The organism is Streptomyces sp. NPDC053367 (assembly GCF_044545925.1).
Lineage (GTDB): Bacteria > Actinomycetota > Actinomycetes > Streptomycetales > Streptomycetaceae > Streptomyces.
In genome coordinates this window covers 328,590-344,579 of record NZ_JBITYN010000004.1, presented here as the reverse complement: position 1 = coordinate 344,579, position 15,990 = coordinate 328,590, and the positions used below count along the sequence as shown (strand labels likewise).

The 15,990-nt window shown below is 74.4% G+C and carries 10 protein-coding genes; 4 read left to right on the top strand and 6 right to left on the bottom strand.

The annotated features are described in order from the left end of the window. The first annotated feature begins 515 nt into the window (after positions 1-515). Positions 516-2,636 carry a SpoIIE family protein phosphatase gene (locus ACIGXJ_RS14290; protein ID WP_399644410.1) on the top strand — a complete coding sequence of 707 codons (2,121 nt, stop codon included), beginning with the start codon at positions 516-518 and terminating at the stop codon, positions 2,634-2,636. 13 nt (positions 2,637-2,649) lie between these two features. Here ACIGXJ_RS14290 and ACIGXJ_RS14285 read toward each other — a convergent pair whose 3' ends face one another. Together ACIGXJ_RS14285 and ACIGXJ_RS14280 are read right to left on the bottom strand one after the other, a co-directional pair. Further along, a complete protein-coding gene (locus ACIGXJ_RS14285; protein WP_399644408.1) occupies positions 2,650-5,034 on the bottom strand; it encodes a phosphoketolase in 2,385 nt (794 codons plus the stop codon). A gap of 223 nt (positions 5,035-5,257) precedes the next feature. Further along, entirely contained in the window at positions 5,258-6,160 is a 903-nt protein-coding gene (locus tag ACIGXJ_RS14280) for a universal stress protein (RefSeq protein WP_399644406.1), read from the bottom strand. A 246-nt stretch (positions 6,161-6,406) separates the two neighbouring features. Between ACIGXJ_RS14280 and ACIGXJ_RS14275 the strand changes: the two genes are divergently transcribed. Continuing rightward, positions 6,407-7,798, top strand: coding sequence for an MFS transporter (locus tag ACIGXJ_RS14275; protein WP_399644404.1), 1,392 nt, complete (start codon positions 6,407-6,409; stop codon positions 7,796-7,798). Positions 7,799-7,840: 42 nt separating this feature from the next. Here ACIGXJ_RS14275 and ACIGXJ_RS14270 read toward each other — a convergent pair whose 3' ends face one another. The 4 genes from ACIGXJ_RS14270 to lnt form a co-directional block, all read right to left on the bottom strand. Continuing rightward, on the bottom strand, positions 7,841-9,778 hold the full coding sequence (locus tag ACIGXJ_RS14270) for a helix-turn-helix domain-containing protein (protein ID WP_399644401.1): 1,938 nt from the start codon (positions 9,776-9,778) through the stop codon (positions 7,841-7,843). Positions 9,779-9,854: 76 nt separating this feature from the next. Further along, positions 9,855-10,673, bottom strand: a complete 819-nt coding sequence (locus tag ACIGXJ_RS14265; protein WP_399644398.1) for a 3-hydroxybutyrate dehydrogenase — start codon at positions 10,671-10,673, stop codon at positions 9,855-9,857. Between the two features lie 54 nt (positions 10,674-10,727). Then, positions 10,728-11,207, bottom strand: coding sequence for an NUDIX hydrolase (locus tag ACIGXJ_RS14260; RefSeq protein WP_399644396.1), 480 nt, complete (start codon positions 11,205-11,207; stop codon positions 10,728-10,730). Positions 11,208-11,263: 56 nt separating this feature from the next. After that, positions 11,264-12,874: an apolipoprotein N-acyltransferase gene (gene lnt / locus ACIGXJ_RS14255; RefSeq protein ID WP_399644393.1), complete on the bottom strand. Its 1,611-nt coding sequence runs from the start codon at positions 12,872-12,874 to the stop codon at positions 11,264-11,266. A 295-nt stretch (positions 12,875-13,169) separates the two neighbouring features. Here lnt and ACIGXJ_RS14250 point away from each other — a divergent pair, with 295 nt between their 5' ends. Continuing rightward, complete coding sequence (locus ACIGXJ_RS14250; RefSeq protein WP_399644391.1) at positions 13,170-14,180, top strand: O-antigen ligase family protein; 1,011 nt, start codon at positions 13,170-13,172, stop codon at positions 14,178-14,180. Positions 14,181-14,302: 122 nt separating this feature from the next. Beyond that, positions 14,303-15,979, top strand: a complete 1,677-nt coding sequence (locus tag ACIGXJ_RS14245) for a SpoIIE family protein phosphatase (RefSeq protein WP_399644389.1) — start codon at positions 14,303-14,305, stop codon at positions 15,977-15,979. Positions 15,980-15,990: the final 11 nt, after the last annotated feature.

The following is a 15,990-nucleotide window of genomic DNA, read 5'->3' as shown; positions in this document are numbered from 1 at the left end:
CGATGCTGTCGGTCCGTGGCCGTGGGCGCACCCGGCGCTACGCCGTGTGGTCCGACGGTCCCGACGATCCCGAGGGTCCCGAGGGTCCCGAGGGTCCCGAGGGTCCCGAGACCCGACGCTCCCGACGATCCCGAGGGTCCCGACGATCCCGAGAACCGCCTCCGGCGAGGGACCCGCACCACCCGGGCAAGCCGGCCGCACCACAGCCAGGGGCAAGCCGGCCGCACCACACCCCGGGGCTAGCCCGCCGCACCACCCCAGGGCGACCCGGCCCGGCCCCGAACCGGGGGCCCGGGCCCGCACACCCCCCGGCCATGCCGAGCACAGCCCCCGGCCGTGCCCGGCGCCCTCCCCCGGTTGTGCCGAGCACACGCCCGAGCCGGAGCCTCCTCACCTCACAGGGGTGCCGACCGCAGCGCAGGGGCGTAGCGTCCCGGTAGGGGGAAGTCGGCGTGGTCGTGGCGGGTGGCCCGGGCGGCCGGCCCGGACTCCCCGACCAGCGCGGGAGGTGCGTCGTGGCCGGAGCCGGTGGGACGGCGGCGTACGCGGACGCCCTGGACGCCGCCTTGGCGGAGACCGTACGGGCGACGGGCGCGTCGGTGGGCGCCCTGTTCCTGCTCACGCCGGACGGACGGGAGCTGTTCCTGGACGCGCTGTGCGGGGCGCCGGCGGAGCTGGCGAAGCCCTGGACGAGGATCCCGCTGACCGCTCCCGCGCCGGTGGCCGTGGCGGCGCGGGAGGACCGCATGGTGTGGGTGGGCAGCCAGGAGGAGATGGCCCGCGACTATCCGCGCACCGCGATGGCCCTGCCGTACCCGCTGGCGCTGGCCGCCGCGCCGGTCGCGGGCGTGCGCCGGTGGGGGACTTTGATGCTGATGTGGCCGGCCACCCGTCCGTCGTACATGACCCGGCGCGAGCGACAGCACATCGCCGCGAGCTGTGGACGGCTGGCCCGGGCGCTGGAGGACGCCCTGCACAGCGGGCCCCCTCCGGCGCCCGCCGACGGGCCTCGCGTGCTGTCCGCGGGCTGGGGTCGTCTGCCGATGGACCCGGCTCGCAGTGCCGCGGACTTCGTCGAACGGCTGCCGGGCGGGAGCTGCGCGCTGGACCTGGAGGGCCGTTTCACCTACCTCAGCTCGGGCGCCTGCGAGCTGCTCGGCCGCGAGGCGGGTGAGCTGCTCGGCACCTGGCCGTGGCACTCGCTGCGCTGGCTGGACGACCCGTCGTACGAGGACCGCTACCGCGCGGCGGTGCTCTCGCGCGAGCCGGTGGCGTTCACCGCGTGCCGCCCTCCGGACCGCTGGCTGGAGTTCCACCTCTACCCCGACGCGAGCGGCATCAGCGTGCGGATCGTGCCCAGCGGTGAGCGTCCGCCGCCGTCCCCCGCGCCGCACCGGCCGCGGGGCTCGGTCACCCCGGCACGCGCGGGCCGGCTCTACCAGCTGACGCACCTGGCCGCGGGGCTGACGGAGGTCGTCGGCGTGCAGGACGTCATCGATCTGGTCGCCGACCAGATCGTGCCGGCCTTCGGCGCCCAGGGGCTGGTGCTGTCCACCGCCGACGCGGGGCGGCTGCGCATCACCGGGCACCGCGGCTACTCCGCGGAGGCCGTCGAGCGCCTGAACGGCCTGCCCCTGGACACCACGTTCACCCCGGCCGGCGACGTGCTGCGCAGCGGTATGCCCGCGTTCTTCTCCGATCTGGAGGAGATGCGGCGCGGCTACCCGGAGGCGCCGCACATCAGCGGGAAGCAGGCCTGGGCGTTCCTGCCGCTGATCGTCTCCGGCCGGCCGGTCGGCTGCTGCATCCTGTCGTACGACCGGCCGCACGCGTTCTCGGCCGAGGAGCGGGCCGTCCTGACCTCGCTCGCGGGCCTCGTCGCCCAGGCCCTCGACCGGGCCCGCCTCTACGACGCCAAGCACGACCTCGCGCACAGCCTCCAGGAGGCCCTGCTGCCCCGGACCCTGCCGCGGGTCCCCGGACTGCGGGTGGCCGCCCGCTATCTGCCGGCCACCCGGGGCATGGACATCGGCGGGGACTTCTACGACCTGTTCCCGCTCGGCGACGACGCCGTCGCGGCCGTCATCGGCGACGTCCAGGGTCATGACGCGGCGGCGGCCGCCCTGATGGGGCAGGTCCGGACGGCCGTTCACGCCCACTCCGCCGTCGGGGCGACACCGGACGAGGTGCTGTCCGGAACCAACCGGCTCCTCATCGACCTGGACGTCGAACTGTTCACCAGCTGCCTCTACGTCCGCCTCGACCTCGCCGGCCGCAAGGTGTCCCTGGCGAGCGCCGGCCATCCGCCCCCGGTCGTGCGGCGCCCCGGGTACGGCGCCGAGCCGGTGGACGTGCCGCCGGGGCCGCTCCTCGGCATCGACCCCGGCGCCGTCTTCCCGCTGACGGAGATTCCGCTCACCCCCGGGCTCATGCTCGCCCTGTACACCGACGGTCTCGTCGAGACACCCGGTGCCGACCTCGACGACTCCATCGCCGACCTCGCCCGCCACCTCGCCCACGCCGACGACCGGGACCTGCAGCGGCTCATCGACACGCTGGTGGACAAGGCGGGCACGGACGAACTGCGCACCGACGACATCGCCCTGCTGGTGCTGCACCACACGGAGGGGGCCTAAGGGCCTGCCGGGGTCAGCCGTTCCAGGACCAGTCGGCGACCTCGGGCAGGTCGGTGCCATGGGTGCGGATCCAGTCGTGGTGCCGCAGCCTGGTGTCCTCCATGCGCTGCCGCAGGGCCGCCGCGCGCACCGCGAGGCCGGGGACGCGGTCGATGACGTCCATGACGAGGCGGTAGCGGTCGAGGTCGTTGCGGACGACCATGTCGAACGGCGTGGTCGTGGTGCCGATCTCCTTGTAGCCGCGCACATGCAGGTTCCCGTGGCCGTTGCGGCGATAGGCGAGCCGGTGGATGAGCCACGGGTAGCCGTGGTAGGCGAAGACGACCGGCTTGTCGGCGGTGAAGAGGCCGTCGTACTCGAAGTCGCTCATACCGTGCGGATGTTCCTCCCGGGGCAGCAGCCGGGCGATGTCGACGACGTTGACGACCCGCACCGCGAGCTGCGGCAGATGCCGGCGCAGCAACTGGGCCGCGGCCAGGACCTCCTGGGTGGGGACGTCGCCCGCGCAGGCGAGGACGACGTCCGGTTCCCGGCTGCCGTCCTCGGTGCCGGCCCACTCCCACACACCGGCGCCGCGCGCGCAGTGGACGCGGGCCTGGTCCATGGACAGCCAGTCGTAGCAGGGCTGCTTGCCCGCGACGACGACGTTGACGTAGTCGCGGCTGCGCAGCGCGTGGTCGGCCACGGACAGAAGGGTGTTGGCGTCCGGCGGCAGGTAGACGCGTACGGCCTCGGGGCTCTTGTTGAGGATGTGGTCGACGAAGCCGGGGTCCTGGTGGGAGAAGCCGTTGTGGTCCTGCCGCCAGACGTGCGAGGTGAGCAGGTAGTTGAGGGAGGCGATGGGGGCGCGCCAGGGCAGCCTGCGGGTGACGCGCAGCCACTTGATGTGCTGGTTGACCATGGAGTCGACGATGTGCACGAACGCCTCGTAGCACGAGAACAGTCCGTGCCTGCCGGTCAGCAGGTAGCCCTCGAGCCAGCCCTGGCAGGTGTGTTCGGACAGGATCTCCATCACGCGGCCGTGCCGGTCGAGGTGTTCGTCGACCTGGAGGGTGCCGGCCTGCCATGCCTTGCCGGTCGCGCCGTAGACGGCCTGGAGGCGGTTGGAGGCGGTCTCGTCGGGGCCGACGAGCCGGAAGTCGCGCCGTTCGGCGGTGGCGGCCATGACGTCCTCCAGCAACTCGCCGAGTACGGCGGTGGGTTCGTGGAGGGTCGTGCCGGGTTTGTCGACGGGCACGGCGTAGGTGTCGAGGTCGGGCAGCGGGAGTTCGCGCAGCAGCAGGCCGCCGTTGGCGTGCGGGGTGGCGCCGAGGCGCCGGGTGCCGTCGGGGATGCAGGCGACGACGTCGGGGCGGGGGCGGCCGGCCTCGTCGAACAGTTCCTCGGGCCGGTAGGAGCGCAGCCACGCCTCCAGCTGCCGCAGGTGCTCGGGGTTGTCGCGGACCGCGGACAGGGGCACCTGGTGGGAGCGCCAGGTGCCCTCCACGGGTAGGCCGTCGACCTCGGCGGGACCGGTCCAGCCCTTGGGCGTGCGCAGCACGACGACCGGCCAGCGGGGGCGTTCGGTGGCGCCCTCCTCGCGGGCGGCGCGCTGGAAGGCGGTGATCCGGTCCAGCGCGGTGTCGAGGGCCTCCGCCATGGCGCGGTGCACGGCGGCCGGCTCGTCGCCGGTGACATGGATCGGGTCGTGGCCGTAGCCGCGCAGCAGTGCGTCGAGTTCGTCCTCGGGCAGCCGGGCCAGCACGGTCGGGTTGGCGATCTTGTAGCCGTTGAGGTGCAGGATCGGCAGGACGGCGCCGTCGTGCACGGGGTCGAGGAACTTGTTGGAGTGCCAGGAGGCGGCCAGCGGGCCGGTCTCCGCCTCGCCGTCGCCGACGACGCACGCCACGAGCAGGCCGGGGTTGTCCAGGGCGGCACCGTAGGCGTGGGAGAGCGAGTAGCCGAGCTCACCGCCCTCGTGGATGGAGCCGGGCGTCTCGGGGGCGACATGGCTGGGGATGCCGCCGGGGAAGGAGAACTGCTTGAAAAGCCGCGCCATGCCGGCCGCGTCCCGGGTGATGTCCGGGTAGGTCTCGGTGTACGACCCCTCCAGCCAGGAGTTGGCGACGACCGCGGGGCCGCCGTGGCCGGGGCCCCAGATGCAGAGGGCGTCGAGCCCGCGCTGCCGGATGACGCGGTTGAGGTGGGTGTGGACGAGGTTGAGGCCGGGCGAGGTGCCCCAGTGGCCCAGCAGCCGGGGTTTGACGTGCTCGGGGCGGAGCGGCTCGGTGAGCAGCGGGTTGGCCATGAGGTAGATCTGGCCGACGGACAGGTAGTTCGCGGCGCGCCAGTGGGCGTCCAGCCTCCTCAGCTCGTCCTCGGTGAGCGGCGTGGACGCCTGCCGGGTGTCGACGGACATCTGGGGTTCCCTTCCGTTTCGGCGTGCGGTGGGAAGTGCGTACCGGTCGGCACCCGACCAGCCTTCCCCGTGACCGTGGGTACCCGACAGGGCCGATCGGCCCATCCGGAGGAGCCGGATTCCGCCATGCGTGGCCGTGCCGAGGGGCTGCGGGGGCCGGCTCGGCCTGCTCCACGGGCCCCTGGTACCCGTGGGCCCCTGGTACCCGTGGCGGACCGCCCGATCACTCGTGCGGGACCAGCGCGACAGGGCACCTCACGTGATGGATCAGCGTGTGCGCGACCGGCCCGGTGGTGGGCCGGCCGGCCGAAGTCCGGGGGCGGCGGATGCCGGCGACCAGCAGGCCGGATCCGCTCGCCGCGCGGACCAGGGCGTGGGCCGGGCGGCCCTCGTACAGGTTCTCCCGGACGGTGACGGCCGGGTACTTCACCCGCCAGGGCGCCATCAGCCCGGCCAGTTCGTCCTCCGCGGCCGCCCGCAGGCCGGCGCGCTCCCCGGCGGCGGGGTGGGTGTGGGAGAACGGCACGTGCCAGGCGTGCACCGCGCGCAGGGGCGCTCCGCGCACCTCGGCGGCCCGGAAGGCGAAGTCCAGGACCTCCTCGCACGCCCCGTCGATGTCGACGGCGACGGTGACGTCGCGGAAGGGCGTGCGGACCGACGGCCGGCCGTGGGCGTCGGGAAGATGCTCGGACTCGGCCTTCTCGGCGGCCCGCACGAGCACGAGCGGCCGGTGGGCACGGGCCGCGGTGGCCAGCGCGACGGAGCCGGACACGAAGCCGCTCAGGCCGCTGCTCCCCTGGCTGCCGATCACCAGCAGGTCGGCGTTCTCGGCCTCGGCGAGCAGGGCGGGGACCGGCGGCCTGCCGACCTGCTCGGCGGAGACGGGAAGCGGCGGGTACCGCTCGCTCAGCCGGTCGAGCACGCCTCGCAGCACCTGCCGGGCGTGCCGCTGCGGGGCCCTGAGCTCCGGCAGGGGAGCCTCGTCGCCGTCGTCCGGCAGGCCCGCCTCCCAGGCGTGGACCAGCCGCAGCGGCAGTCCTCGGCGCAGGGCCTCCCGGGCGGCCCAGTCCACCGCGGCCACGCTGTCGGGCGAACCGTCCACTCCGGCCACGACCGACCTGATCATGACCCTCACCTCCCTGGTCACCGCCTGGTCGACGCCCCGCTTCCAGGGTGGTCCACCGCCCCGGGCCGGGGAAGGGACGACCGGTCCCGGCTGGGGGCCCGTACCGCCCCTTCATCCCCGGCATGGTGGCCGGACGCATACCTGGCCCCAGAACTATGGTGCCCCACCACATGTGCCCTTGACCTGCGGCTTCCTACGGTGTGCCAGCACGTACCCGTCCCCACCGCACACGAGGAAGTGGCGCACATGGCCTCCGCAGCAACCGCTCCCCCAACGCCCGGCAATCTGAAGCGCATCGTCGCCGCCAGCCTCATCGGCACGACCATCGAGTGGTACGACTTCTTCCTCTACGGATCCGCAGCGGCGCTCGTCTTCAACAAGCTGTTCTTCCCGGACTCCGACCCCCTGGTCGGCACCCTGCTGTCCTTCCTGACGTACGCCGTCGGGTTCGCGGCGCGGCCGCTCGGCGCGCTGGTGTTCGGGCACTACGGCGACCGGCTGGGCCGCAAGAAGCTGCTGGTGCTGAGCCTGCTGCTGATGGGCGGGGCGACCTTCGCGATCGGTCTGCTGCCGACGCACGCGACCGTCGGCACGGCCGCCCCGGTGCTGCTGACGGTGCTGCGGCTGGTGCAGGGCTTCGCGCTGGGCGGCGAGTGGGGCGGCGCGGTGCTGCTCGTGTCGGAGCACGGGGACGCGCGGCGGCGCGGCTTCTGGGCGTCCTGGCCGCAGACCGGCGCGCCTGCGGGGCAGTTGCTGGCGACGGGCGTGCTGTCGCTGCTGACCGCCGTGCTGTCCGACTCCGCCTTCAACACCTGGGGCTGGCGGATCCCGTTCCTGCTGTCCGGGGTCCTGGTGATCGTCGGTCTGTGGATTCGTCTCTCTGTCGATGAATCGCCCGTGTTCAAGCGGGCGCTGGCGCAGGCCGAGGCCCGCAAGGCCGAGCGCGGCGGCACCGCCGAGAAGCTGCCGCTCGTGTCGGTGCTGCGCCACCACTGGCGTGACGTGCTGATCGCGATGGGCGCCCGGATGGCCGAGAACATCAGCTACTACGTCATCACCGCGTTCATCCTCGTCTACGCCACCACCGCCGCCGACGTCTCCAAGCAGACCGCGCTGAACGCGGTGCTCATCGCCTCCGCGCTGCACTTCGCGGTGATCCCGCTGTGGGGTGCCCTGTCGGACCGGGTGGGCCGGCGTCCGGTCTATCTGCTGGGCGCGGCCGGTGTCGGGCTGTGGATGTTCCCGTTCTTCGCGCTCGTCGACACCGGCGACTTCGGCGGTCTGCTGCTGGCGGTGACCGTCGGCCTGGTGCTGCACGGCGCGATGTACGCCCCGCAGGCCGCGTTCTTCTCGGAGATGTTCGCGACCCGGATGCGCTACTCGGGCGCGTCGATCGGCGCCCAGTTCGCCTCGGTCGCGGCCGGTGCGCCCGCCCCGCTGATCGCCACCGCCCTGCTGGACGGCACCGGCGGCTCCACCTGGATCTCCCTGTATGTGATCGGGGCGGCCGTGATCACGCTGATCGCGGTCGGGGTGGCGAAGGAGACCCGCCACCGGGACCTGGCCGAGGCGGACGCGGACGCCGTCACCCCGGACGGCTCCGCCCCCTCCCGCCCTGCCGACGCGCACACCATCTGACCCGCTTCCCACCGGCCCCCGTACGCTCCGCGCGTACGGGGGTCAGCGCTGTGCGGGTGAGGCCAGGCGGTGCAGCCGCAGGGCGAGCTGGATCTCCAGGGCGCGGGCCGGGCTCTGCCAGTCGTCGCCCAGCAGCCGGCCCACGCGCTCCAGCCGCTGCGCCACGGTGTTGACGTGGACGTGCAGGTCGTCCTTGGTCCGCGCCGGGCTCATACCGCAGGCGAAGTAGGCGTCGAGGGTGCGCACCAGGTCGGTGCCGCGGCGTTCGTCGTAGGCGACGACCTGGCCGATCGTACGGTCGACGAAGCCGGCGATGTCCCGGTCCCCGGCGAGCAGCAGGCCGAGGAAGCCGAAGTCCTCGGCGGCGGCACCGTCGCCGCTGCGGCCGAGCAGGCGCAGCGCGTCCAGGCAGCGGTGGCCCTCGGCGTAGGCCGCGGCGACCGCGTCCGGGTGGGTGGCGAGGTGCTCGACGGGCCCGGAGGCGCCGACGGTGACGGCCTCGTGGACGGCGGTGCCGAGCTGGCGTGCGGTGCGGCGGGCCAGCTCGGTGGCGGTGTCGCCCGGTGCGAGCGGCAGCAGCAGCACGGTGCCGCCGTCGCGGGCGGCGGCCAGGCCCTGCCGGGTGGCGGCCAGATGGGAGGCGGCGGACCACAGGCGTCTGCGGGCGTCGGCCTCCTGCTCGGCGTCGGCCGTGGGGCCGTCGAGGCGCGCGGCGAGGACCACATGGGTGGCGTCCAGGTCGGCGTGCAGCCGGGCGGCGCGCTCGCGCAGCAGGCGTGGGTCGCGGTCGCGGGCGTCGAGGAGGTCGTCCAGCAGCTCGCCCCGCACGCGCTGTTCGGCCTCGGCGGCGGAGCGGCGGGCGAGCAGCAGCAGGGAGGTCACCATCGCGGCGCGCTCCAGGGTGCGCTGGTCGACGGGGTCCAGGCCCGGGTGGCCGCGCAGCACGAGCGCGCCGAGCAGCTCGCCGCCTGCGGCGACGGCGGCGATCCAGTCGTCCTGGTGCCGCACGGCGTGGCCCTCGGCACGGGAGGCCTCCAGTGCGGCCGGGGGCGCGCAGTGGGCCTCCGTGAACTCGACGGTGCCCTCCAGGACCTCGGAGACGGCAGCCGCCACGTCGTGCACCCCGCCGCCGCGCAGCACCAGTTCGGCGAGCCGGTCGTGCACGTCGGAGGCGCGCTCGATGACGGCGCTGCGGTCGCGGATGATCTCGTTGGCGCGCTCCAGGCCGGCGAGGGCGGAGCGCGTCTCGGTGAGGAGGTTGGCGGTGTCGATGGCCGCCGCGGCGAGGGCGGCGAAGGAACCGAGCAGGGCGATCTGCTCGCGCTCGAAGACCCGGGCGCGCCGGTCGGCGGCGAAGAGCACACCGATCACATGGTGGCCGAGCATCAGCGGGACGCCGAGGATGGCGACCAGGCCCTCGTCGCGGACGCCGGCGTCGATGCTGCTGGTGTGCTGGAAGCGCTCGTCCTTGAAGTAGTCGTCGGTGACGTACGGCCGCGCGGTCTGGGCGACCAGCCCGCCGAGCCCCTCCCCCATGCCGAGGCGCAGTTGCTGGAAGCGGGCGGCGACCGAGCCCTCGGTGACCCGCATGTAGGTGTCCCCGCGCGCGGGGTCGTTCAGGCTGAGGTAGGCCACGTCCGTGCCGAGCAGGGAGCGGGCGCGCTGCACGATCGCCTGCAGGACGGCGTCGAGGTCGCGCAGACCCGCCAGGTCGTGCGCGGTCTCGAACAGCGCCGACAGCTCGGCCTCCCGGCGGCGCCGGCCCTCCAGCTCGGACCGCACCCGCAGGGCGAGCAGCTTGGCCCGGTCGAGCGCCGCGATCCGCTCGGCGGGCTGCCCCTGGGCGCGGGCGGCCAGCACCGGCTGCTCGTAGGCGTCGGCGGCGGCGCCTCGGGCCAGCAGCTCCAGGAAAGGCGCCTCCTCGCTCGCGGAGGAGGCGCCGGCCGGGCGCTCGGCGGACTGCACGTGATCGCGGGACATGCTCACAGGATTCCCCATGACCCGGGCGCCCCGGCAGCCCTGTGGAAAACTCGGGGCGCCCCGGCCTCGGCCGTGGTCAGTGGGCGGTCCAGCCGCCGTCGAGGACCAGAGAGGTGCCGGTGACGAAGGACGCCTGGGGGCCGCACAGGTAGGCCACGGCCTCGGCGACCTCCGCCGGCTCGATCAGCCGCTTGACGGCGCTGTCCTGGAGCAGCACCTCGGTCAGGACGCGCTCCTCGGGGATGCCGTGCGCCCGCGCCTGGTCGGCGAGCTGTTTCTCGACCAGGGGCGTGCGGACGTAGGCGGGGTTGACGCAGTTGGAGGTGACGCCGTGCGGCGCGCCTTCGAGCGCGGCGGTCTTCGACAGCCCTTCCAGGCCGTGCTTGGCGGCGACGTACGCCGACTTGAAGGCGGAGGCGCGCAGTCCGTGGACGGAGGAGATGTTCACGATCCGGCCCCACCCCTGCCCGTACATGTGCGGCAGGGCGCCGCGGATGAGCCGGAACGGCGCCTCCAGCATCACCGTGAGCACGGTGTGGAACACCTCGGGCGGGAACTCCTCCAGCGGCCGTACGAGTTGCAGTCCGGCGTTGTTGACCAGCACGTCGGTGCCCGCGGCGGCGCTCTCGGCGGCGTCCAGGTCGGTGAGGTCCAGCAGGTGGGGTTCGACCGTGCCGGGCAGGCCCGCGGCCCCCTCGGCGAGCGCCCGCAGGCCGGCGTCGTCGCGGTCGACCGCTCTGACCTTGGCCCCGGCGGCCGCCAGGCGCAGCGCGCAGGCACGGCCGATGCCGCCGGCGGCGCCGGTGACGAGGGCGGTGCGGCCGCCGAGGTCGAGGGCGGGAGCGTGGGGGCCGGTCTGGCCCGGGAGCACGGAGGGCGGGGTGGGCGGGGTCATGGATCGACCCTAGGCAGCGTCCACACCCCGACCCATATGGCCAGACACCACACTTCAGTCCGAAGGCATAGGTTCGAACCATGTGGGTTCATCGGAGAGGGCCTGCTTGATCCGGAAGAGCTGCGACTCCTTCATCTCCGGCAGGGCGTCCACCTCGAACCAGCCGACGGCCAGCGACTCGTCGTCGTTGACGCGCGCCTCGCCGCCCACGGCCCGGCAGCGCACGGTGACGTCCATGAACTGGCACCGGTCGCCGTTGGGGTAGGTCACCTCCCTGCCGGACCTGACGGCCACGATCCGCTCGACGACGCAGTGCACGCCCGTCTCCTCGTACACCTCGCGCACGGCGCACTGTGCGGGCTGCTCGCCCGGGTCGGGGATCCCGGAGGGCACGCACCACCGGTGGTTGTCGGAGCGCTGCCCGAGCAGCACCCGGCCCTCGTCGTCGAGGACGACGGCGCTGACGCCGGGGAGCCAGAGCAGGTCGTGACCGACCGAGGCCCTGAGGTTGCGGATGAAGTCAGGGATAGCCATGCCCCGACCCTAACCGGGTCGATCTTGAGGCTCAGGGGCGTTCGCCGGGCGTACCGCTACACGCCGTCCGCGCGCCGCCGGCGCACCACGACCGTGCCGGCCCAGCCCAGTCCGCCGGCCGCGAGCAGCACGAGGGCGATCTCCGGCAGGACGCCCAGCCGGGTCGCGGGGGTCTCGGAGGACCGCAGCGGCACCTGCTGGACGAGCGAGTCCGCGACGAACATGCCGGTCCGCTGCGTGATGGTGCCGTCGGGCAGGATGATCGCGCTGACCCCGCTGGTCACCGGGACGGTGACGGTACGGCTGTGCTCGACCGCGCGGATCCGGGACATGGCGAGCTGCTGGTAGGTCATCTCGCTGCGGCCGAAGGTGGCGTTGTTGCTGGGCACGGAGATCAGCTGGGCGCCGCCGGTGACGGTGTCGCGCACCGCCCAGTCGAAGGCGGCCTCGTAGCAGGTGGCCAGACCGATCCTGGCGCCGGCGACGGTGAACACGCCCGGCTCCGAGCCGCGGCTGAAGTCCTGGCGGACCATGCCGGTCCAGCTGTCGTTGATCGCCCCGACGAGCCCGCGCAGCGGGAGGTACTCGCCGAAGGGCTGGATCTGCCGCTTGTCGTAGGTGTCGACCGGGCCCTTGTCCGGGTCCCACAGGATCTGCTCGTTGAGCAGCCGGCCGTCGCGCTCGACCACACCGCCGACGGAGACGGGCGCACCGACCGCCTCGGCGGCCCCGTCGATGACCGCGCGGGCGTCGTAGTTGGCGAACGGGTCGATGTCGGAGGAGTTCTCCGGCCACAGCACCACATCGGGCCTCGGCACCCGGCCGGCGTCGATCTCGGCGGCCAGCCGCCGCGTCTCACGCGCGTGGTGGTCGAGCACGGCCCGGCGCTGGGCGTTGAAGTCCAGCCCCGCGCGCGGCACGTTGCCCTGCACGACCGCGACCGTCAGGGTGCCGTCCTCCGCCTGGTCGCTGACCAGGGCGCGGGCCGCCAGCGCCCCGCCCACCGGCACGGCCACGCTCAGCAGGGCGGCGGCTGCCGCGCCCCTGCGCCACACGCGTGTGCGGCGCTGTTCCAGCAGCAGACGTACGACGTCGTGGAGGCCGAACCCGCACAGGACGACCGCGAAGCCGAGCACGGGGGTGCCGCCGAGGGCGGCCAGCGGCAGGAAGACGCCGTCGGCCTGGCCGAAGGCGACCTTGCCCCAGGGGAAGCCGTGGAAGGGGAAACGCGCGCGTGCCGCCTCGCCCGCGGTCCAGACGGCGGCGGCCCACAGCGGCCAGCCGGGCAGCCGGGACACGGCGGCGACGCCCGCGCCGACCAGCGCGACGAAGACCGCCTCGATCACCACCAGGGCCAGCCACGGCCCGGGGCCCACCTCCACACCCGTCCACACCAGCAGCGGCAGCAGGAAGCCCAGGCCGAAGAGATAGCCCAGACCGAGCGCCGCCCTGAGGCCACGGCCGCGCAGGGCCCACCCGAGACCGGCGAACGCCGGCAGGGCGAGCCACCACAGGGTGCGCGGCGGGAAGCTGACGTAGAGCAGCACTCCGGAGAGCGCCGCGACGGCGGCCGGCACCAGGCGCAGCAGCCGCGCGCGCCCCGAAACGGGCACGGTCTGCGGCGGGGCCTGGTCCGACTCACCCACGGTGGTTGCGGTGACGGTCACTCCCGGAGTGTAAGGCGCCCGCCGCCTGCGCCGACAGCGCGGCCGGGAGGCCTCGCCCGTCCCGTGGGGCGGCGTTGCGGCAACGTTTCCGCAGAACAGCGCGGTAGTGCCACCGCACCCCTGCCGCAACGTTCCTGCACCACTCGCACCCAGTCATCCACATTCGGCCCCCGAGCCGTTACGGTGTGCCCGAGCCGTACGTCCGGCCCGCGGGGGCGGGTGGGCGCCGGGCTCGACACGGGTCGGGGGCGACCGGGGTACGGGGGGACAGGTGGGGGCGACGAGGACGACGTCCATGGCCGGGCCACAGGCCGACGGGGAAAGACGCGGGGTGTCCGACGCCGCAGGCGTGGTGGTGCTGGGGTCCTGCGCGGTCTGGTCGCTGGTCTCGGCGACCGTGCACGGCGGCCGGCCCGAGGGGGTGCTGCTCGCGGTGCTGGCGGTGGCCGCAGGCTACGCGGCCGGGCGGATCTGCGGCGCGCTGCTGCCGGTCGCCGCGCCCTGTGGCGCCGCCCTGGCCGGTCTCGGCCTTGCCATCGGCACGCCGTATCTCGTGCCCGGGCCGGAGCCGGGCGTGCCGCTCGGGCACGCGGGTGCCACCGCGGCCCTGCTCGTGCTGTGCACCGGCGCGGCCTGCTGTGCCGCCTGGGGCACCTCCGTCCCGGCCCTGCGACTGGCGCTGCGGGCGCTCGCCGCGGGCATCGCCGTGACCGCCGCGCTACTGGGTTCGCCGACCGGGGCCGTCCTGTGCGCCGCGGTGCTGCTGTGCTCGTCGGCCGCCGGTGCGTTGCGCCCGCGCGGGGCCGGCATCGCGGGCCTCGCCGTGGCGGCGACGCTGGTCACCGGCACGGTCTGGGCCGTCGCCGGACAGGCCCTGCCGGACGGCCTCACCGTGTCCCTCCAGGCGCGGCTGACCGCGCAGCGGGTCGACCTGTGGCAGGACGCCCTGCGGCTGGGCGGCGATGAGCTGCTGCTGGGCGTGGGCCCCGGCCGCTTCGGCGAACTGAGCCGGGCCGCGGCCGCCGCGCCCCACCCCGACGGCAAGCCGCACTCGGCGCCGCTGCAGCAGCTCGCCGAACAGGGGCTGGTCGGGCTGGTGCTGCTGGGGGCCGCGTTCGCCTGGGTGCTGCACGCGCTGTGGCGCACGGCCCGCCCCACGCCCGTCGCGCTCACCGCGGGAGCCGCGCTGACCGCGCTCGCGGCGGTCGCCGCCGTCGGCAACGCGCTCAGCTTCACCACCGTGTCGGTGGGCGCCGGCCTGCTGGCGGGCCTGGCCACGGCCCGGCCGCTCGGCGAGCAGCCCTGACCCCGGTCCGCGATCCCGCGGGCCACGTGTGTCTCCCCTCGGGCGGGCATCGCGTGTGCACCTGAGGGAACCCGGAGGCAGGTGGCGGGGGAGGCGCTGTTCGTGACGACGGGAGGCGGGTCATGGTCGGCCCAGCTGGTTCACCGGGGGTGGTCGCCAAGGCCCTCCACTCCCTGGGCACGGCCGCCTGTCTGGTGGACGCGGCCGGCTCGATCGTAGCGGTCAACGAGCTCGGCGAACGGCTCATGGCCCGCTCCGCCGCCGACATGGTCGGGCGGGACGCCCACGACCTGCTGCACCGCAACCGCTGCGGGGAGCCCGTGCCGGGGGCCCAGTGCCGGCTCAGGGCGAGCATCCTCGGCGGGCACACGGAACAGGACCACGGCGAGTGGCTCGAGCGCGGCGACGGCACACTGGTGCCGGTGGCCTGGCTGGCCACACCCTGCGACATCGGCATCCGTCCGTCGGCCACGCTCGTCCTGCTGCACACCGAGGGACGGTCCGGGACGCCCGCGCAGCGGCCCCCGGCCGTCGGCCGGCTCTCGGAACTGGAACGGCTCACGCTGCTCGCCGAGACGACCACGGTGCTCACCTCGACCCTGGACATCGACGAGGCGCTGCGCCGCCTGATCGGCCTGGTCGTGCCGCGCCTCGCCGACTGGGCCGTCATCGACCTGACCGGCGAGCGGCAGGAGGTGCGCCGCTTCGCCGTCGCCCATGCCGAGGGCGGCACCGTGGTGTTCCGGGAGGACCTCCAGGGGCCGATGCCACCGGTACCGGCGGAGTCCCCCATGCCCCTGTCCCGCGCCCTGCGCGGTATCGCCTCCTCCCTGGCGGGCCCCGAGACCTATCAGGGGCCGCCCGACTCCGGCATCGCGGTCGAGCAGAAGCGCCTGTTCGAGGCGACCGGCATGCACTCGGCCGTCGTGGTCCCCCTGCGCAGCCTGCACGAGGTCCTGGGCGCCCTCACCCTCGGCCGCGCCGACCAGGTGGAACGGTTCACCGCCGTCGACACCGCCCTGCTGGAGGACATCGCCCGCCGCGCCAGCTTCGCACTGGAGAACGCCCGCCTCTACCAGCGCCAGCGCAAGGTCGCCGAGACCATGCAGCGCCATCTGCTGCCGAGCCTCCCGCCCACCCCCGGACGCAGCATGACCGTCCGCTACCTGCCCGCGCCGGACGCCTCCCACGTCGGCGGTGACTGGTACGACGTGTTCACCCTGACGGACGGGGCGACCGCCCTCGCCGTCGGTGACGTCGTCGGCCACGACCTGGACGCGGCGGCCGGCATGGCCCAGCTGCGCAACATGCTCCGTGCGTACGCCGTGTCCCAGCAGGAACCGCCCAGCAAGATCGTGGAGTGGCTCGACCACGCGACCCTGACCATCGCCGAGGTCTCCATGGCCACGCTCGTCTTCGCCCGCATGACGGACACCGAGGACGGCCGGTGCGAGCTGTCCTGGACCAACGCGGGACATCCGCCCCCGCTGCTGGTCACCCGCGAGGGGGTGGCCCGCTGTCTCACCGACGGCCACGGCCTCCTGCTGGGCGTCGCACCCGAAAGGGTCCGCCCCGACGCGACGACGGAACTGCCACCCGGGTCCACCCTGCTCCTGTACACCGACGGCCTGATCGAGTCCCCCCGCCGCTCCCTCGACGAGGGCCTCGACCGGCTGCGCCGCAACGCCGCGTCCTTGGCCCACCTGCCGCTGGAGCCCTTCACGGACCAGCTGCTGGAGCGGTCGCGCCCACCGGACAACGACGACGACGTGGCCGTACTGGCCGTACGGCCCGCCTGAGGGAGCCGAAG